Annotated in this window: 22 protein-coding genes; 1 reads left to right on the forward strand and 21 read right to left on the reverse strand. The window is 46.8% G+C overall.

The annotated features are described in order from the left end of the window. Positions 1-3 precede the first annotated feature (3 nt). Positions 4-1,440 (forward strand): sensor histidine kinase, encoded by a 1,437-nt coding sequence (locus tag FN808_RS15620; RefSeq protein ID WP_185958441.1) that lies wholly within the window; start codon positions 4-6, stop codon positions 1,438-1,440. Here FN808_RS15620 and FN808_RS15625 read toward each other — a convergent pair. The 21 genes from FN808_RS15625 to FN808_RS15715 form a co-directional block, all read right to left on the reverse strand. Beyond that, positions 1,437-2,078, reverse strand: a complete 642-nt coding sequence (locus FN808_RS15625; protein WP_142715547.1) for a class I SAM-dependent methyltransferase — start codon at positions 2,076-2,078, stop codon at positions 1,437-1,439. The genes FN808_RS15620 and FN808_RS15625 overlap by 4 nt on opposite strands. A 40-nt stretch (positions 2,079-2,118) precedes the next feature. Then, positions 2,119-2,772: a hypothetical protein gene (locus FN808_RS15630; protein WP_185958442.1), complete on the reverse strand. Its 654-nt coding sequence runs from the start codon at positions 2,770-2,772 to the stop codon at positions 2,119-2,121. Between the two features lie 72 nt (positions 2,773-2,844). Beyond that, entirely contained in the window at positions 2,845-3,675 is an 831-nt protein-coding gene (locus FN808_RS15635; protein WP_185958443.1) for a patatin-like phospholipase family protein, read from the reverse strand. Position 3,676: 1 nt separating this feature from the next. After that, positions 3,677-4,600: a c-type cytochrome gene (locus tag FN808_RS15640; protein WP_142715550.1), complete on the reverse strand. Its 924-nt coding sequence runs from the start codon at positions 4,598-4,600 to the stop codon at positions 3,677-3,679. Positions 4,601-4,653: 53 nt separating this feature from the next. Next, on the reverse strand, positions 4,654-6,183 hold the full coding sequence (locus FN808_RS15645; RefSeq protein WP_221930078.1) for a glucoamylase family protein: 1,530 nt from the start codon (positions 6,181-6,183) through the stop codon (positions 4,654-4,656). A gap of 11 nt (positions 6,184-6,194) precedes the next feature. Further along, positions 6,195-6,527: a glutaredoxin family protein gene (locus FN808_RS15650; protein WP_142715551.1), complete on the reverse strand. Its 333-nt coding sequence runs from the start codon at positions 6,525-6,527 to the stop codon at positions 6,195-6,197. 8 nt (positions 6,528-6,535) lie between these two features. Further along, on the reverse strand, positions 6,536-7,381 hold the full coding sequence (locus FN808_RS15655; protein WP_142715552.1) for a restriction endonuclease: 846 nt from the start codon (positions 7,379-7,381) through the stop codon (positions 6,536-6,538). Between the two features lie 28 nt (positions 7,382-7,409). Beyond that, complete coding sequence (locus FN808_RS15660; protein WP_142715553.1) at positions 7,410-8,075, reverse strand: methyltransferase family protein; 666 nt, start codon at positions 8,073-8,075, stop codon at positions 7,410-7,412. 51 nt (positions 8,076-8,126) lie between these two features. Then, positions 8,127-9,158, reverse strand: coding sequence for a type II glyceraldehyde-3-phosphate dehydrogenase (locus FN808_RS15665; RefSeq protein WP_142715554.1), 1,032 nt, complete (start codon positions 9,156-9,158; stop codon positions 8,127-8,129). An 18-nt stretch (positions 9,159-9,176) separates the two neighbouring features. Next, positions 9,177-9,392 (reverse strand): SHOCT domain-containing protein, encoded by a 216-nt coding sequence (locus FN808_RS15670; protein ID WP_142715555.1) that lies wholly within the window; start codon positions 9,390-9,392, stop codon positions 9,177-9,179. Positions 9,393-9,526: 134 nt separating this feature from the next. Continuing rightward, positions 9,527-10,615 carry a site-2 protease family protein gene (locus FN808_RS15675; RefSeq protein WP_142715556.1) on the reverse strand — a complete coding sequence of 363 codons (1,089 nt, stop codon included), beginning with the start codon at positions 10,613-10,615 and terminating at the stop codon, positions 9,527-9,529. A gap of 165 nt (positions 10,616-10,780) precedes the next feature. Continuing rightward, a complete protein-coding gene (locus FN808_RS18970) occupies positions 10,781-10,933 on the reverse strand; it encodes a hypothetical protein (protein ID WP_185958444.1) in 153 nt (50 codons plus the stop codon). A gap of 235 nt (positions 10,934-11,168) precedes the next feature. Beyond that, positions 11,169-12,518 carry an APC family permease gene (locus FN808_RS15680; RefSeq protein ID WP_142715557.1) on the reverse strand — a complete coding sequence of 450 codons (1,350 nt, stop codon included), beginning with the start codon at positions 12,516-12,518 and terminating at the stop codon, positions 11,169-11,171. A gap of 60 nt (positions 12,519-12,578) precedes the next feature. Next, positions 12,579-12,749, reverse strand: coding sequence for a DUF5676 family membrane protein (locus tag FN808_RS19150; RefSeq protein WP_221930079.1), 171 nt, complete (start codon positions 12,747-12,749; stop codon positions 12,579-12,581). Next, positions 12,731-12,877, reverse strand: coding sequence for a hypothetical protein (locus FN808_RS19155; RefSeq protein ID WP_221930080.1), 147 nt, complete (start codon positions 12,875-12,877; stop codon positions 12,731-12,733). The genes FN808_RS19150 and FN808_RS19155 overlap by 19 nt, the downstream gene beginning before the upstream one ends. Next, on the reverse strand, positions 12,874-13,080 hold the full coding sequence (locus FN808_RS15690) for a hypothetical protein (RefSeq protein WP_142715558.1): 207 nt from the start codon (positions 13,078-13,080) through the stop codon (positions 12,874-12,876). Before FN808_RS15690 ends, FN808_RS19155 begins: the two co-directional genes overlap by 4 nt. Before the next feature lie 15 nt (positions 13,081-13,095). Then, positions 13,096-13,308 carry an SHOCT domain-containing protein gene (locus FN808_RS15695; protein ID WP_142715559.1) on the reverse strand — a complete coding sequence of 71 codons (213 nt, stop codon included), beginning with the start codon at positions 13,306-13,308 and terminating at the stop codon, positions 13,096-13,098. A 2-nt stretch (positions 13,309-13,310) separates the two neighbouring features. Continuing rightward, on the reverse strand, positions 13,311-13,769 hold the full coding sequence (locus FN808_RS15700; RefSeq protein WP_142715560.1) for a DUF4175 domain-containing protein: 459 nt from the start codon (positions 13,767-13,769) through the stop codon (positions 13,311-13,313). A gap of 41 nt (positions 13,770-13,810) precedes the next feature. Then, entirely contained in the window at positions 13,811-14,149 is a 339-nt protein-coding gene (locus tag FN808_RS15705; RefSeq protein ID WP_142715561.1) for a P-II family nitrogen regulator, read from the reverse strand. 105 nt (positions 14,150-14,254) lie between these two features. Beyond that, positions 14,255-16,090, reverse strand: coding sequence for an efflux RND transporter periplasmic adaptor subunit (locus tag FN808_RS15710; RefSeq protein WP_142715562.1), 1,836 nt, complete (start codon positions 16,088-16,090; stop codon positions 14,255-14,257). 73 nt (positions 16,091-16,163) lie between these two features. Continuing rightward, the gene (locus tag FN808_RS15715; RefSeq protein WP_185958445.1) at positions 16,164-17,561 is read right to left on the reverse strand and encodes a TolC family protein; all 1,398 of its coding nucleotides are present in this window, start codon (positions 17,559-17,561) and stop codon (positions 16,164-16,166) included. Between the last annotated feature and the right edge of the window lie 11 nt (positions 17,562-17,572).

The raw sequence follows: 17,572 nt of genomic DNA on the forward strand, positions 1-17,572 counted from the left end.
ATTGTGAGTAGCATAACAAGCTTTTTTGATCGGCTCTCAATCTCTAAAAAACTGGCATTTTGGTATGGGCTAAGTTTGTTCGTGATGCTCAGCCTGTTCGGTTACTTTTTATACGAGTCGTACCATCAGTCGATCCATCATAACTATGATCGCCACCTTCGGTTCGAGGCCGAACAACTGCTCCCGCATATCAACACCTCCGGGGATACGCTGGCTATTGACTTGTCGGGATATAGTCGCAATGCGGCACTTAAAAGTGGCGTCGAATACGGAACCTACGTGCGGCTATACAACCAGAACGGCCAACTCATTTACCGGAGTCCGAACTTTATCGATGTCGATCAGCCACTGGAAACAGAGATCCCCAATGAGACGGAAGAGTATTCCTTCAGCAGCCAATGGCAGGACCTGCCGGCACGAACACTTTTCTACCCGATCCATGACTCCGGTGGAACGTTTTGCGGCTGGCTGGAAGTGACCGGATTTGAATGGACGCTGCACGAAGAACTGAATCGGTTCAGAAGGTACCTGTTGGTTCTAATTGCCATAAGTGTGGCATTTTCTATTCTCGGGGGATACTGGCTTTCCCGAAGAGCACTAACGCCGGTAGCCTCTATCAATGAAGCAGCCAAATCAATCACAGCCACCGATTTAGACAAACGTATTCCGGTAAACTACCAGGTAAAAGACGAGCTGACCGACTTGGCCGAAACCTTTAATATGATGCTCAATCGCCTGCAAAAAGGCTTTGAACGAGAGAAACGCTTTACCTCCGACGCCGCCCACGAACTCATGACCCCACTTTCATCGATGCGCAGTGATGCCGAGATTATGCTCCGTAAACCCCGTTCCAAAGAGGAATACCAGGAAACGATAGAGCGTATGCTGAAAGAGGTTCAAAAGATGAGCGAAATGGTGCATCTGTTGCTGCAGCTTTCACGGGTAGAATCGGTACACCGCTCGAAGCCGGAGAAGGTTTGTATAAGCCGCATTACAGAAGCAGTGGCCGATCAACACCAGGAAAGTGCTCAGGCAAAGAATATCAGTATTCAAACGCAGATTGATCCTGACCTGCAAGTCCGGGCGCATGGAGCGTACATTGAAGAGGTAATCAACAATCTGATGGAAAATGCTGTGAAGTACACACCTGAAGGTGGCCAGGTAAAGCTGCAACTACAACGCAGCAGCGGCAAGGCAGTTATCCACCTGAATGATACTGGCATCGGTTTTGAGGAGGAGACCAAAAAGCATCTTTTTGAACGGTTTTACCGGGCCAATGAGTCAGAAGTACAACAGCAGTCCGGAAGTGGCTTAGGGCTGCCACTCGTAAAAGCCATTATCGAATTATATGGTGGAAAGATTCGAGCTTATAGTGAAGGAGAGGGGAAAGGAAGTACATTCGTGGTTGAGTTGCCGCTGGCAGATGGAAAGGAAATTTAATGCGGTTTGCTCGCTTCGATTTTTTTGAAAATGCCCTTCGCAGTTAAATCCTGAACCTTTTCAATACTCCAGCCAGCCTTTTCAACATTTTCGACCGTTTGCCGAGCAATGTGAACACCACTTATATAGTGTATTGGGCTGTCAAGTCTATCCATTAACGAACCTAGCATAGGATTTTCAGCACGCATGTGTTCCAACAGATGAAGTTTACCACCAGGCTTGGTGACGCGCAGGGCTTCTTTTAATCCCAAAATGGGATCTGGTACCGAGCAAAGCACAAAGGTTGCAACCACTTCGTCAAAATGATTGTCTGGAAAATCCATGTCCTGGGCATCCATCTCTTTAAGGATAACATGGTCTTTTTGTTTATCCTTCAGCAGCCCTTTTGCCCGTTTGAGCATGCCGGGAGAAAGGTCTATTCCTGTTATTTCAATCTCTTTAGGGTAGTACGGGATGTTTTTACCAGTGCCCACGCCGATTTCCAATACTTTTGGACCGTGGATCTGTTGCCAAAGTTTTTCTCGCCATTTTTTATACCAAAGATGTTCGACCGGCCACTCCATCAGATTATATATAACTGATGTAGCGTTGTACCGCTTTTTAGTAAATTGGGTTTGTTTAGGATTTGAATTATTCATTCGAATCGAGACTGTATATTAAATTTATTTTTATTCGGATTTATAGTAAGCGTATCATGAAATAACTCCCGTCATCACTGGTAAGTTTTTGGCGTATGATTCCCCGTTCTTTATCTACGATTTCAATCACCCCGTAAGCAAACCCTTTTACTTTTATGCCGAGTACATACACCCCAAGATCTACATCTGAGTTAATTTGATACTGTCCAGTTTGCAGCGTGTCGTTAGAAACCACCCGCCGGTCGTAGATGGTAATTTTACTCTTTCCTCCCAAAAAGCCCACCAGCCCTTTATCAATATTCAAGGCAAATTCAATAGATTCCATCTCCCATCCGGGCTTGGGAGCCGTTGGGTAAAAAGCATTCGTATCCAACAGGTTGACCTTGATTTCACTGCCTTTCCCGTAATCTGTAAAGGGGAAAACATTTAGCAAAACTTTTTGTTCATCTGGTTGGCAGGTATAAAGGGTTTTGGTGCTGTCTTGTAGCTCCCCTTTAGCATTGTATGAATAAAGTTCAACCGGAAGACGATAGGTATTGGCTTTTTGTTCTATGGAACCGACTATCAGCTTTTGGTACGACTCCAACTCTCCCTCTTTGCTATAGTTACATTTTTTGTACTGGTTTCCGTCAATTTCAAAGAGCAGCATTTGGGTATCCTGTCCGAAACCGGATGACGGAAGTAAAATATACAAACACAAGATAAAGAATAGTTTTGAGCAGTTCGCTGTTTTTTTCTCAGGCATTAATCGAGTATAGTTATTTAGTTATTCAATCGGCAAAGGTACGCATCCATAACCTTGTTCCAGGGCTCGTCTGGAAAATTGGTATGCTTCTTCAATGATCATTTCGGTCTTGCTGAAATCCAGTACACTTGTTAAATGGGTATTAATGCAGAGGTCTAAGAGATACAGCTCCGTATTGGCAGCAATTTCTTGAATATCGTTTCTAAGCTTTTGGTGCTGGCTGACCTGGGCCGTACGAATGACCATATTGAATAGTCCCTCCACAGAATTGCTGAACTGGTGCCGGCATTCGCTTAACATGCAGTAGATGGCATCTGCCCCCAGATCATATGCCTTGTCAATTGGAATATTGTTGGTAATACCTCCGTCCACCAATTGTCTCCCGTTCATTAGCTGGGGAGGAAAATAGACCGGAATAGCGCAGCTGGCCATCAGAGCAGGTAATAGCGATCCATTGTCCAGATATACCGATCCTGCTTTTTGAAGATCGGCTGCGACCACTGTTAGCGGGATATTGAGCTCTTTAAAAGTATCAACTGGGAGATTCCTTTTTAGGAATCGTTTTATACCTGATGGTTTAAACAAACTGGAAGCATTGCCCCATCTCCATAGAAGCTCTGGGTTGAACCGGTAAAGTTTTTGTTCTGAAATTTCTTTCCAAAGCTTTTTTAAATGACTTATATCCAACCCAGATGCAATGAAAGCTCCATTAATTGCCCCAATTGAAGTACCGATAATAAAATCCGGTTTTACCCCATGTTCCACCATCGCTTGATAAAATCCGATTTCGGCCGCCCCTTGAGCCCCGCCTCCGCAAAGAACAAGGGCCGTTTTTTTAGATTCGGCGGGCATACTATTGATTGTCCCCATCATTTATCTTCAATTCTCCGGTATTCCATGGACGAGTTCGTTGGTTGTATCTTTTTGCAACCTGTATAACATCTTCTTGCGAAATTCTAGTTTGACTGCCTTCACTCTCGCCACGTAGATAATTTAGTATGGCAGCTATTTCTGCCGCACTTAATCGTGCCTTAAATGAGGGCATGCTGCCTTGATATTGTTGTTCTTGTACTTCAATCTCACCTTGTAGACCATGAAGTAAAATTCGGATGGGAACGGATTTATTGCCGGTGACCCACTCAGATTCGACCAGTGGTGGGAAAGCGCCCGATACCCCTTCTGCATTAGCTCCATGACAGGAGGAACAGTTTTGAGAATATAGGTTTTCACCATTTAATAAGGCCGGATCCCCTTCCTCATTGAAAGGTGTCTCGCTAGGCTCATCCAGTCCGGGAACCATCTTTCTCATATTTCCATACTCTTCAGAGAGGCGGCGGTTCATTCTGGCCATATTTTGTTGCCCCATTCGTTGGTGCATTCGGGCCATCTGATCGTGCATGCCCATCATCTGGTCATACCACTCACCGGTCATATGACCCTGCATGTGCATGCCCATGCCTTGCCCCATCATCTTATCGCCCTGCATATGACGTCCCATGTTGCCAGTCATCATTTGTCGGTGGCTGACATCCATGTTGCCGTGCATCTTCTGCATCTGGTTGTAGAGCGATTGTAAGTCCGAAGGCAGCGTGTCCATTGCGCCTTCATAGTTTGTCAACAGCTTTTTGTAATTAGATTGCAGAGAATCATAGGCGGTTTCTAATTCCTCCCGTTGTTCCTCACTCATGTAGCCAGAGCCTCCCATTTGACATGAGGATAGAAAAACGAGGAGTCCTATTGTTACCAGATAAAATCCAACGTCTTTTTTATTCATCATAACTCTCTTTAATCGTTAAAGTTAACCTACTATAAAATGGTATTAATATGGATTTATAGCCAACCATTGCTAAATCCTGCTTTTTTTAAACCGTTTAAAAGATGCCTGGAGCCACGCATAAGCTTCCAGATCAATTCGGACCTATAATTTTCGATCATTAAGACAACCGGACCAAGATTGATACCATAATGATAAGAAGACGTCCACCCATCCTGATTTTTTTGGTTATTGGGATAGGTAAGATTGAAACTACATCTCAGGCAATATTTCCCTGTAATCTGGGGATACACGTCTTGGAAGTTTTGAATGGTTGGCAACACAATTTCAGGGGCGAAGGGTAGCGAAGCGACTACAGCCCACGGGGCAACCGTGCCATCATCGGGTCCGTAGGGTGCGCCACGGGCGATATAGCCAAAGAAGGAGCGTTCAATGCCGTTGACTTTTTTTGTACTCCAACCCGGGCCGTCGCTGGCTGTTATTCCCCAGAAATTTTCTCCGTAGCCTTTAAAGTCTAATGGATTTCGTATGGCGTAATCACGCTGGACATAGGTAGCCCGGCGGCTATTTTTAAAATAATTGGTCCCTTTTTCCCGCATAAAAGCATCCTGGATACCACGAAAATCGATCCAGATGTGGGAATATTGGTGGATAAACAGCGGTCCGCCGTAGATGAATTCATAGCCATATATCTTTTTCCATTCATAGGAAGAAGTCCAGGCTTTGTAGCTTTCCCTCGGCAACGGTTGGGACGGAGAGCCAAGAGCGAGGAAGTACAAGAGCCCAGCCTCGTCATAGCCTTCCCACCGATAGGGTAGAAAGCCGTCCTCTGGTGTCCACCCGTGGGTGATTGTGGCTTTACCGTTGCAAGCCCATTTCCAATCGACACGGCGATAAATCTCATCGACCAGGGTTCGGATTTCCTGTTCCTGTTTGGTTTCGCGGTCAAAAAAGGCGGCAGCCAGAAGCATACCAGCCAGCAGAATACCGGTATCGATCGTCGACAATTCGCACTTACCGGCACGTTTCCCAGTCTTCATATCCAGAAAATGATAATAGAAACCTTTGTGTCCGGTAGCATTTGGAGCGGGACTTTGCTCGCTGGTCCAAAAGAAGCGCAGGGTGGATAAGGTACGTTGAACTGCTTCGCTTCGTGATATCCAGTCGCGTTCAACTCCCACCACATAGGCTCCTAATGCAAAACCGACCGAAGCTATACTGGCAGGCGAACCCAACTGTGAATTGTCTGCTACCAGCCCGTTATTCGGATTGGTTTCATGCAAGAAATAATCGAAAGCGTGGCGTTGCAACCTATCCAATCTTCCACTATCAAAGTCGGAAGGTGGTTTGTGTTCTGATGGTATCTTTTCGAATCGAATATTTTCTGATTTTTTTGGTAGCTGACGAAATGCCTCTTCTGTTATCCTTTGGGTAGAAATACCGTCATAAAGTTTATCTTCTATAGCCTTAATTACCCGGTCAATCACTTTTGAATCAGCACCGGTAGCAACCAGCATACGGCGTAGCTTAGCCTCATTATAAGGTTCTTTTTCTCCGGATGCTTTTGTGACGTTTATCGTAGCCATAGGCAAAGTGGTTACTGATGGTCTTTAGCAGGTAGGGTACCATAATATTTGTGGTCAACCTGTTTTCGCCATTGATATCGATCTAAAATACTTTTGACTTCCGAAATCGGGGGCTTTTCGTGATAGGACCCATTTAAGAAGAGTACTGGCAGAATCAAGGGATTTCCCAGTTCAGATATCAACGCTTTTGCTTGCTTGGTATCAAAGCGTAAATCGATAAAGGTAAATGCTTGCTGTTTGGCCCGAAGCAGATTGACTAATTTCTGGAGGTATTCACACCATTCCTTGCAGTAAATAATTAAAGTTGAATACTTTTCGAGGTGATTATCATCGGAGTAATTCATTTGGGTACTTAATATTTATTGACATTACAGATATCCTGAGCTTCCTTCAATACTTGATTCTTCTTTCGGCTGTCCAGCCCTATGCTTGTCAGGATCTTATCATTCTCACATAACTGTTGGCAAAAAACGATATTCTGCTGAAGCAACTGCTGTTTATCTTTCTTACTAAGGGTTGAAAGACAAGTAATAGGATGGAGATTCACTTCGCTAATAAGATCTTTAAGCCCCACATTTTGAGGATAGTCCCAACTTAATAGTTTAAGGCCGATACAATTGCCATATTGCAGGGCATCCTTGGTAAAACGAGTATTGGTTACCACCCATCCCTGGTGTTGCTTGTCTTCGTGACCGGGCTGGCTACTCCAGTTTCTTTCCACATCCTTGAAACGCGATTGAATGTAAAGGGGGACTTTTACATTACATTTATGCCCTTTTCGGTTGTGAAATTTGCATTCTATCATGAAATGCTTGTTATCCTTCTCAGCGATCACATCAATTTCATGGGAAACGCAATTACCATTTACAGTAACTCCTGTTTCAGTTTGGTAGCCTAACCTTTTAAGTAGTTCGCCAACAAACTTTTCAAAGGGGTAACCAGTAGGTCCCAGCTCCAATAATGCTTCTTTTAACTTATAACGTCCTGCGGAACGATCGGAATACTGTCTAAGCAGTCGAAAAGCCCTTTTGTAGATCTCCTGAGTGGAAATGCCATCATAGAGTATCTCACTGATTGCATTTGCAATTCGATCAATAATTTGTTGATCAGCACCTGCACTGTTGAGTGAACGCCGAAGTTTATTTTCATCAAATGATTCTTTTTCTCCGGATGCTTTGGTGACTGTGATCGGTGTCATATTTTAGACTATTATTGGATTGAAATAACTACAAATTTGATTGCCCCGTATTACCGGCCCGTTGAATAAACTGTTTCCATTGGCCTTTTGCCGGAAGGAAGGCCGGGACGTTCCGCTTGTACTGGAGATATTCTTCGCCAAACTCCTCGATTACTTTCTTCTCTTCCCTTTTGGCAAGCAGGACATAAGCAATAACGATAACCGGGAACAGGCCTACCGAGAATATGGTGGGCCAGTGGATGACGCCTTCTCCAAAAAGCCCGATAAATAGCCCCGTGTATTGGGGATGCCTGACCAGGCTGTATAATCCGTCGGTTGCCAGCCTGTTTTCCTGCTTGGCATGGTAAAGCTGACGCCAGCCCTGGATAAAAATTCCGAAGCCAATAAAAAGCAGGGCATAGCCCAGAATCATTGAGATCATCATGCCGGTCTGCCCCATGCCTAATAATGTGGACCAGAGATTGGCATCTACAGACCCACTGTCAATTCCCAGGAATCGCGCCATCAAATAAATAGTAAGGGGAAAGCCATACATCTCTGCATACAATGCAATGATAAAGCCTTGAATTAAACCAGCTCCCACCCACTCCCGCCAGGATTTGGGTGCCAGATACTTGTATAATAGCCAGGAAGCAATAACGATAACAAAAATTGCTATCACCCAGGCCCCCGAATGTTCTATTCCTCTTTCCATATTATTATTCCGTTTTGTTTTAATGTATGTTGGTAAAGTAACAGGGTCTGTCTAAAAGAACCTTTGTGTAATACCCAGCGACCGGTTTGTCTTTTCAATGGATTTGTTGGGATCGGGTTCAATTCCGGTAAGCGCCCGGATCGCATCAATGGTTTCGGGAATGACAATGGCCTGGTTATCAACCAGGTAGGCGTAGTACAGCTCATCGCCTTCCACCTTGAGCATATCCTCCCAGATGGCTACTTCGTACATATCACCGTGAGGACGGCCTATATCCAGCATTAATTCTTTCACAGCATTATTTGCTGATAATTCATTATCCATGCGTATAAAAGCGATTCGGGAAGAAGTGCCTAAAGCTTCCAACACGTCCTCTTTGGATGCTTCCCGGGTCAATTGAACAGTCCAGTAGTGCAGGTGAGAAAGTGTTTGGGGTACTTTTACCGCTGCGGTTACAACATCCAGCTCGGGATCCACGCTTTGGGCATCGGGGCCTTGGTGGCTGGGAATTTCCGGTTCAGGAACCAGCGTATTCATGATGCCGTTTTTGTGGCTCTCCCACGGATCAGTAGCTCTGCGGAGCAGGGTACCACGTGCTTTGTTAAGCAGTCCCGCCCGTTTTAATGCGCTCAGGGTCCGTACGATGGAGGTAGTGTTGCAAGATACCACACGGGTTGCATCCCTTCCCAGGGCGGTTGCATAATTATTTTCGGCGCCAAAGGAATGGCCGGTCGTTTGATGTTTTTCTCCTCCTTGTACGATATATTTTACCCCGGCAAGTTTATATCGCTCAGCATTTTGAGCGCCGAATTTTTTGGGAGCGCAATCCACCACCAGGTCAGCGAGATCAAGCAGGTCGTCAAGATCACCGGCTACCGGAATACCCTCCTTGTTCATCGCCTTGCGGCCTTCCTCCGTGTTGGCAAACACGGCATATCCTTTGGCAGCAGCCGACTTTATTCTCCAGTCGGCGACTATATCGCCGATGCCCACCAGCTCCATATCTTCTTGCAGGGTTACTGCTTCCGCCACCCGTTTTCCGATGACGCCATATCCGTTTACGGCTACGTTAATCTTTTCCATAATAGTATTCCTTTTATGTTATTTGTTTTGCTTTAAAATCTGTTTTCGTTCTTCAAACTCTTCGCGTTCAATTTCCCCGCGGGCAAATCGTTTTTTTAGAATATCCAAGGCATCCTCTTTCGGTTCTGTTCGGGGCCGGTAGGGAATGATATCGAAGACTACCAGCAGGATGATGGCTATCATAATAAGCCACCAGATCCAGTGCATGCCTATAAAATGATGATCGTAAAACATGGTGCTAAGGTATTATGTTACTGTTGAATATATGCTGTGCCATTATTTGTCAGCTGTAGCAAGGTGCTGTCTGTAAAATAAAGCCCGTGCCTTAAAACAAGCTTAAATTGGCGTAGTTCTCACTGCTTTGGCAATTATTCTTCGATATGGGCGGACAGCGTTTGTCGTGCCCGCATGATATCGTTCAGGTTATGATCTGTTATAACGCCTAATAACTTCCCTTCCTCAACCACCGGGTAGATAGATTGCCCCTCGACCTGAGTGGCGGAAAGCAACTCCAGTAAAGTGATGTCAGGTGGAATGGTTTGGACGTCTTCCCGGATAATTTCGACTACCGGACGATCAGATTTGCCTTCCTGTAACGCTTTGATAATCGATGCATGGGAGATCAGGCCCTCAAACCGGTCGCCATTGGTAACGACTACCTCTGAAGCCGGGCTTTCAAGCATCGCTGAAGCGGCCTGGGCCACCGTGGCGGTGAGCGTGACGCCCGGATAGTTGCCCTTAATGATATCTTTAGCCGTCAGATGCTTCACAGATTCCGCCATCGAAACCTGACGGGCTTCTGCACCGGCCCCCAGGAATATGAAAATTCCGATAAACAGCAGAAACGGATTGTAGAAGAGGCCGATGAGAACAAAACCGATAGCCAGCAGTTGCCCGATAGAAGCAGCGATCCGGGTGGCGCGATCCCTTCTTAACTTGAAAGCCAGCAATGCCCGGAGCACGCGCCCGCCGTCCATCGGAAAGGCCGGTATCAGGTTAAACAGAACCAAAATAATATTGATCACCAGCAAATCGGCCAGGAAATTACTGCCGGTTATATGATGACCCAGTTCCATATCAGACTGTCCCAGAAGCAGCATGATCATATATAATCCGATGGCAATGGCCACATTGACCGCCGGTCCGGCAATCGCTACCACTAGCTCTTCTTTGGGATTTTCGGGCATGCGTTCCAGCCGGGCCACCCCGCCAATAGGAAGCAGGTTTATATCCCGGGTCCCGATCCCATACCGACGAGCGGCCAGGGCATGGCCGAACTCATGGAGAGTGACGCACCCGAAAAGGGCTGCGAGAAAAATGAGTCCCATGATTATTTCAAAAAGCCCGTGCCCCTGTTGCAGGTGCATCCAGGAGAGCCAGATAACCAGCAGGATGAAAGTCCAGTGAATAAAGACCTTGATACCTGCAGGTTTTCCGATATAAAGTGACCATTTCATGGCAGTGTTCTTTCGATTGGTGGTTATTTATTGAATAAAAAGGGGCCTTTAAAATACCTTTGTTTGGACCTCCCCAAACCCTCCTAATCCCGAGGATTCGGGACAAGAGGGGTTTGTGAGGAAGTATTTCAAAGCGTCCTGAAAATAAGTGTCTGTTTCAAAGTGTTACCCGCGTATATGATGGTACCTATTCATCTTATATGCATTCGGATGATTTTTGGTCTCTACTCTTACCGGAACTTCCTGCAGCTGAGCGTTATCCAATAGCTCGCCAAGTTTATCCGCAAGATTTCGAAGCAGGCTTTTTAGTATTTCCATAATAATAATTATTGATTGAATTAACGGATGTCATGTTCTTTTGTAGAACATACGAGGGTATTGCTGAAATAAAGCTTAAACTGGAAGGCGTTCTTCTAATTATTTTGGCAGTACACAGAATAGGCTTGACTCATCAGGCAGGTTGTAGCCTGTGCCAGGTGAGGTGTTCGTACAGGCTGGACCAGTACATGCCAAAGGTAAAGGCAAAAAGCCATTCCTCCAGCGAAATTTCGGTTTATATCTTCCCTTTCATCTCTTCCTCATCCATTCCCATATCCATTTTTCCTTCACTGTCGGTATGCGATATCATAAAAAGACGCTCGGCCAGGATAATAAGTAGAATCCCTGCCAAAGCTACCCCAAGAACAAAGGGATCCGTCAGGTATTTGATATAAATAAAAGCCCCAAGTACGGCAACATCCATAATTATGGCTATAACCGGCACAGCGGGATGGAAATCAATTTTCTCCCTCAGGTGCCGCAGCAGGCCCCAGTGTATAGCAATGTCCATCGTCAGATAAAAGATAGCCCCAATAGAAGCAATGCGGGTTAAATCAAATAAAATAGTCAAACCCATGGCCAAAGCCACCGTAAAAATAAGGGCCGGATTTTGGAATCTCCCCGCCTTTAGCCTGGGCACTTGTTTCATATTGCTTAGCATTCCCAATAGTCGGGAGGCTGAAAAAACGCTGGCTATTACACCGGATACGGTAGCCACTATGGCAAGTAAAATGGTTAGCCATGTGCCCCATTCTCCAAAAATCGGTCGTGCAGCCTCCGCAAGTGCGTAATCTTTTGCAGCAATGATTTCAGGGATGCTCAATCCTGCCGATACGGACAGTGCTAAAACGATATAGATCAGCGTGCATAGCAGGATTGAAATAATAATAGACCGCCCCATATTTCGATGCGGATCCTGAATATCATCCCCTTGATTGGTGATCGTCGTAAAGCCTTTATACGCAAGAATCGAGAGGGCCAGCGCAGCAATAAAACTTAAACCTGCCGGCAACGACTGGCTATTTTTTGAAACAAAGTTACCAGTAATATCCGGAAACCCTGCTATGGCTAAACCCGCAATAGCAAGCAGTGCGATGCCTGCAACCTTAATAATAGCCGTGACGGTTGCCGTTGCACCAATAACTTTGTTGCCCATTACATTAACGATAAAGGCCAGGGCCAGAAGGCCTACACCCAACGCCGAAGCATAGCCGGCGTATGCTTCGGGAAACAGCCGCAGCGTGTAGGCGCCAAAGGTGCCGGCCACCAGACTCTCGGCAACAACCATTGATACATACATCAGCAGCGAAAGGGTGCCCGCCGCCGTGCCGGGCTGATATGCTTTTGTCAAAAATTTAGCCACTCCCCCGGAGGAAGGATAGGCATTGGAGAATTTAACGTATGAATACGAACTGAAGCCCACAACCACAGCTCCTATTAAAAAGGTTACCGGAAACAAATCACCGACCAGCTCAGCAATTTGTCCCATAAGTACAAAGATACCGGCTCCTATCATTACTCCCGTGCCCAATGATACAGAACCTGTTAAAGACAGCTTTTGATTCTCTATGTTTATTTTTTTCATTGTGGAGTAACGATTTAACGAAGTTAAGCCAAATAAGGCTTTACGCCTGCATGTACTGTATTAAAAATAATTTTGAGTGGTATCTTCTCCTTTTGAATAAGAGATATTATAGATTGCGGCAATTAATGCTCCGATCAGCCATTCCAGAATGAAGGTTTGCACCAATCCGAAGAAGGCTTGCAGGCGCGGCACGCTCATCCGAATAATGGGTTCTACATCCAGCTCGTGCAACAGGCTGTTGAAGAAGAACACCGTCCCTCTTTACCGACCGTTATCATCAGGATGATACATCCCAGGTAAAAAATAGCCGCGGTTGCTCCGGCGGCCATCCCCAATTTTTTGATGCTGAGTGTTTTCATGATAAACTCCTGTCGTTAGTTTGGTGATTTTCATGCCCCGATCCTTTCCGGTGGTGACCAATCATCAGGATGTGGCAGGCAAATATTGCTACGACAAATAGAAAGATGGTTATGTTACTGCTCAGCCCCAGCAGTGGGGCGAAAAACAGAAGCAGAAGAGGAACCCCACATCCAATAATCGCCCAAAGGGTATGCTTGCTCATTTTTATGTGATATGGTTAGTTGTTGGTAAGGGAACTTTTGAGCCTGTTGAACTCTTCTTTTGATATTTCACCGGTTTGAAATCGTCTATGGTACACTTCGGTGGCTGCATTTCTGACTTCAAGCCGGTGCTTGCCGCGAAGAGCAAGATACCAGATCAGGAGCAAGACCCCGGACAGGAGTATCCAAAGTACCGGGGCCCAGGCATTCAGTGTGTTTAGCCACTCCATGATTAGTTGTGATGTTGTTTATGGTTGCCGGAATCCATGTTGCTTTTGTCCATCATGCCTCCCTGCATCATCTGCATGCACATCATGTGCATCTTCATCATGGAAGAATCGCCCATCTTTTCCATCATCTTGGAGTGATCCATTTCTTTGCCCTCCATCATGGATTGCATCATCTCCATGTGCTTCTGCATGCGCTCTTTCATCTCGGGATTATTCATCATCTTCTGATGCATCTCCTGCATATTCATGTCGCCGTCCATCTTCATCGAGCCCATCATATGCTGCATCATCTGCTTACGCATTTGCGGGTTCTGCGTCATGTGCTCCATCATCATGGCTCGCATGGTCGAATCCTGCATCATTTCCATGTTTTCTTTTTGGGTGTCCTGCTGCTGAGCCTGGGCCGGTTGGGCCAGAGATAGGGTAACAGCAAGTACGGTTAGTGTTAGTAGTCGTGTCATAATGTTCACCTCTGGTTGGTTTATTTAATTATTGGTAATTGTTATACGCTGTAGGTTCGTTGTTCGCCATCCCGGACGCGGATACTGCGCTCCACCGGGAGCACCACCATAAGCCCGTCGCCTTCATGGCCGGTGCTGGCATGTTCCTGAATAATATCGACAATAGCATCTACGTGCTCAGCTTCAGAAACCATCTCCAGTTTCACCACTTTGGAATGAAGCGTCGGAAATTTGAGCGATCCGTGGCGTTTTTCCGGATCGCTGTAACTGCCCATTCCTTCGGCTTCCATCACGGTCATGCTGGTATAGCCCTCTTTGTTGAGGGCCCGGTGTACGGTTTCAAACATGTCCTGCCGAATGTATGCTTTAATGAGTTTCATAAGTTTCTGTTTTATGTTCAGGTTAAGCTACAGATTTATGTATTCCATTGCGTTATAGAATTCTTGGTGCCTTTTGTACTATTTTGCAAAGTATTGCTTCATAAACTACCTATCTGTATTAATCTGCATTTTCGTCTCTCCACAACCGGGCATTTTTGGGCCCATATAAGGATTGGAGATTTTTTTCTGGCTGCTGACCCAGTAGGCCCCTTCCCCGCCACGAGCCATCGGGCAGAATTGCACAAACAGCTCCCGTTCTACCCCAAAGGTGGTCAGCGTTTCGAGCAGCGCTTCCGAGAGCAGGGCAAACTGCTGCCGGAAAGGAGACAATTCGTTTGTTTGCTGTACGGCATGCGTATGTTTCTTAAGAGCGTTCAGGCGGGTCATCCATGCCTTCATTTGCTGGTCATCGCTGATTAACCCCATATCAATAGCTGATAGTTTTTCTTTAAACGGGGGGATACCTGTGGAGGCGTTCTTAAAATTATCTTTTGCAAGCGCATCTTTGATTGTCAAATAGGCATCAGTCAGGCCATTAAGTTCTTTCTTGAATGCTTCGGGAACAGCTTGGTCGTTTATTGAAGCCTTGGCTGATGCACTGATTTGTTGCATGCTTTCACCCATATCATCCATTCCTTCCATACCCGGCATTCCCGGACTTTTCTTACCATCCGGATTTTGATTCATCATGCTGGCTTTGCCCGCCAGCTGGGCGGCGCTGTCAATCTTGAAGTTGCCGTTAGTAACCACATCTTCACCAGCTTCGAGGCCTGATTTTACCACATACTGATCGCCTACGCGCTGACCCAACACGACTTCCCGGAATTCAAAGGTGGACTGCTCGGTGTTCGGTTTCTTTACGTACACCACTGAGCGCTCACCCGTCCACAGCACCGCTGACTTTGGTACCAGCAGCTGATCGGTGCCTTTGTCCAGCGTGGATGAAACCACGCCCTCGGCCAGCATCTCTGGCTTGAGCCGGTCATTGGGATTGGCCACCTCGGCCCGGACCGAAACGGTACGTTTCATGGAATTGAGCACCGGATCGATGTAGGTGATACTCGCATTAAAGGTTTCACCGGGATAGGCCCCGACCGTAAATTCAACGGTGTCGCCTTTTTTGAGACCGGCCAGATCGTTTTCATAGGCCTGAAACATCACCCACAGCCGGGAGAGGTCGGCTATTTGGTACATCAGGGTACCTTCCTGCACATAGTCTTCCCGTGAAACTTCGCGTGACATAACGTAGCCGCTTTTAGGAGCTACGATTTGCATTTCGGTTTGGAGCTCACCGCTTTGTTCGATCTGCTGAATCTGCCGGTCACTCAGTTCCCACAGCTTTAGCTTCCGCTTGGCGGCATTGTAAATAGTAGGATTGCTTTCTTTGTGTTTGGCCGCTTCAATCAGTTCCTTCTGGGCCGTTACCAGCTTCGGCGAATAGATCGAAGCCAGTGGCTCCCCCTTGGATACATACTGTCCCGTAAAATCAACATAGAGGTCCTCTATGCGTCCCGGAAACAGGGCCGTGATGCTTGAAGTGCGGGTTTCATCCACGGTTATTTTACCCGGCATGCGCACAGTTTTAGTTGCTGTGCCCCGGCTTATTTCGGTGGTTTGCACTTCCGCCAATCGTATCGCTGCCGGGGTCATGGTTAGTTCATAGGGATTTTCTTCCTGCATTCCCTCAGAACTGCCGGCAGGAATAAGTTCCATGCCGCAGATCGGGCAGTTACCGGGCTCGTTTTGCCGCACGCTCGGATGCATACTACAGGTATAAACGATTTCACCCCGCTCGTTGGTGTGGGCCTGCTCCACATGCTCATCCATGTTCTCGGGCTGGTCGGCTGCCGATCCACCGAAGAACAGCCAGCCGAGGAATAATCCGGCCAGCAAAATTCCGATTACTTTGCCTGTTTGTTTATAGTTCATTGATTGTTTCATGGTGGTTTATTCTTGAGTTTTAAGTAGTGAGCCTTGAGTATCTATCGTGAGTTTTCCCGCAACTCAATACGCACTAGTGGGTTTTAATTTCGTCCGGGTTCACATTGTATTTGCCGTACAGATATTCGGTAAAAGCGACGGCCGTATTTTGATCTACGATGGCCTCCTCGCGGGCCAGCTGAAACTCCAGGAGCTTGCGCTGCAATCGCAGCAGCTCTTCAAAATCGGCGGCGGCGGTTGTGTATTCTTCCGTCAAAATATCAAGGGCCTGGCGCGTGCGCTGAATCTGAATATCCTTGTAGAGGGATACGCGTCGCCGAGCATCGTGAAAATCGCGCAGCGTTTCCTCGAAGGTAGTCAGCAGACCGTTCTGCGTATCTATTTGCCGGTTTTCAACCGCCTGCAATCGCAGTTGGGCCTGTTTCTTTTGCGCCCGGTATTTTTTGCGGTATAACGGAATTCGAATCCCCACGCGAGCCACAATAGCATCTTTTCCGTTACCGGCAAGGGTAACATCCCGTTCCCCGGTGAAGATATAATCGGCTCCCAATCCAAATTTGGGTAGCCCTTCTTTTCGTGCTACATCAATAGCACTACGAGCTGAGGCCGCCTCAAAATCAAGCTTGGTAAGCCGCGGATTTTGCTGCAGCGTCTTTTTCTTCAGCTCCGGTATCGGCAGCGGCAGCTCTTGCGCTGCCAGCGTATCGGGTACATTTGGCTGTAGCAATTCCGGACGGTTTACCAGTTCAGCTAAGCGTTGGACCAGAGCATTTTTAGAGTCTTCCAGCAGGGCCGCACGGGTGATTAAATCTTCTTTGTCAATTTGCACCCGCAGGATATCCACCTGACCGGCCTGTGCGGTTTCGTAGCGGCTGGTGGCCAATGATTCAAAGGTTCCGAGGATGTCGATATTCTCCCGTGTGATTCGTATCGACTGATCGATGTGGTAGAGCTTATACCACGTTTTTTTAACCTTGAAAAACAAATTGTTCCGCGTCTCCTGAAAGGTCTCGAATTTCGCTTTGGCCATTTGCGCCGCCGCATCGCCTCGGGCGCCCAGCGTGCCGAACCAGGGAAACATCTGGGTAAGCCCAAACCGAGCCTGCTGCGGGCCAACCCGCGTTTCAGTGGAGCGGATAAAGTATCCGAATGCAGCTTCAGGATCAGGCAAAGTGGTTACCTGCGGCACCTGCTGCAGGGCGGCCAGGTATTCCTGGAATCGCGCTTTCAGCTCGGGATTGTTTTGCGCTGCCTCCTGCAGATATTGGTCGAGTTGTGTATTCGCCTGGGGTGATTGTTGTGCGAAACTCCATAATGGAATTAGGATTAGCACCAGTAGCAATGCCATCCCCCTTAATTCCCCTTCAAAGGGGGACTTCAAAGCCTTTGCAAATAATGAGAACTGGACAGGGCCAGCTTGTCCCCCCTTGAGGGGGTTGTGGGGGGTGGACCATTTTGTAAATGATTTCATATCTATATTCC

This window comes from Fodinibius sediminis (genome assembly GCF_900182555.1).
GTDB classification, from domain to species: Bacteria; Bacteroidota; Rhodothermia; order Balneolales; family Balneolaceae; genus Fodinibius; species Fodinibius sediminis.

Bases quoted from the DNA above. Each gene is read 5' to 3' on its own strand.
- FN808_RS15625 (WP_142715547.1), bottom strand. From the start codon at position 2,078: ATGAATAATTCAAATCCTAAACAAACCCAATTTACTAAAAAGCGGTAC.
- FN808_RS15635 (WP_185958443.1), bottom strand. From the start codon at position 3,675: ATGCCCGCCGAATCTAAAAAAACGGCCCTTGTTCTTTGCGGAGGCGGG.
- FN808_RS15640 (WP_142715550.1), bottom strand. From the start codon at position 4,600: ATGATGAATAAAAAAGACGTTGGATTTTATCTGGTAACAATAGGACTC.
- FN808_RS15645 (WP_221930078.1), bottom strand. From the start codon at position 6,183: ATGGCTACGATAAACGTCACAAAAGCATCCGGAGAAAAAGAACCTTAT.
- FN808_RS15650 (WP_142715551.1), bottom strand. From the start codon at position 6,527: ATGAATTACTCCGATGATAATCACCTCGAAAAGTATTCAACTTTAATT.
- FN808_RS15655 (WP_142715552.1), bottom strand. From the start codon at position 7,381: ATGACACCGATCACAGTCACCAAAGCATCCGGAGAAAAAGAATCATTT.
- FN808_RS15660 (WP_142715553.1), bottom strand. From the start codon at position 8,075: ATGGAAAGAGGAATAGAACATTCGGGGGCCTGGGTGATAGCAATTTTT.
- FN808_RS15665 (WP_142715554.1), bottom strand. From the start codon at position 9,158: ATGGAAAAGATTAACGTAGCCGTAAACGGATATGGCGTCATCGGAAAA.
- FN808_RS15670 (WP_142715555.1), bottom strand. From the start codon at position 9,392: ATGTTTTACGATCATCATTTTATAGGCATGCACTGGATCTGGTGGCTT.
- FN808_RS15675 (WP_142715556.1), bottom strand. From the start codon at position 10,615: ATGAAATGGTCACTTTATATCGGAAAACCTGCAGGTATCAAGGTCTTT.
- FN808_RS18970 (WP_185958444.1), bottom strand. From the start codon at position 10,933: ATGGAAATACTAAAAAGCCTGCTTCGAAATCTTGCGGATAAACTTGGC.
- FN808_RS15680 (WP_142715557.1), bottom strand. From the start codon at position 12,518: ATGAAAAAAATAAACATAGAGAATCAAAAGCTGTCTTTAACAGGTTCT.
- FN808_RS19155 (WP_221930080.1), bottom strand. From the start codon at position 12,877: ATGAAAACACTCAGCATCAAAAAATTGGGGATGGCCGCCGGAGCAACC.
- FN808_RS15690 (WP_142715558.1), bottom strand. From the start codon at position 13,080: ATGAGCAAGCATACCCTTTGGGCGATTATTGGATGTGGGGTTCCTCTT.
- FN808_RS15695 (WP_142715559.1), bottom strand. From the start codon at position 13,308: ATGGAGTGGCTAAACACACTGAATGCCTGGGCCCCGGTACTTTGGATA.
- FN808_RS15700 (WP_142715560.1), bottom strand. From the start codon at position 13,769: ATGACACGACTACTAACACTAACCGTACTTGCTGTTACCCTATCTCTG.
- FN808_RS15705 (WP_142715561.1), bottom strand. From the start codon at position 14,149: ATGAAACTCATTAAAGCATACATTCGGCAGGACATGTTTGAAACCGTA.
- FN808_RS15710 (WP_142715562.1), bottom strand. From the start codon at position 16,090: ATGAAACAATCAATGAACTATAAACAAACAGGCAAAGTAATCGGAATT.
- FN808_RS15715 (WP_185958445.1), bottom strand. From the start codon at position 17,561: ATGAAATCATTTACAAAATGGTCCACCCCCCACAACCCCCTCAAGGGG.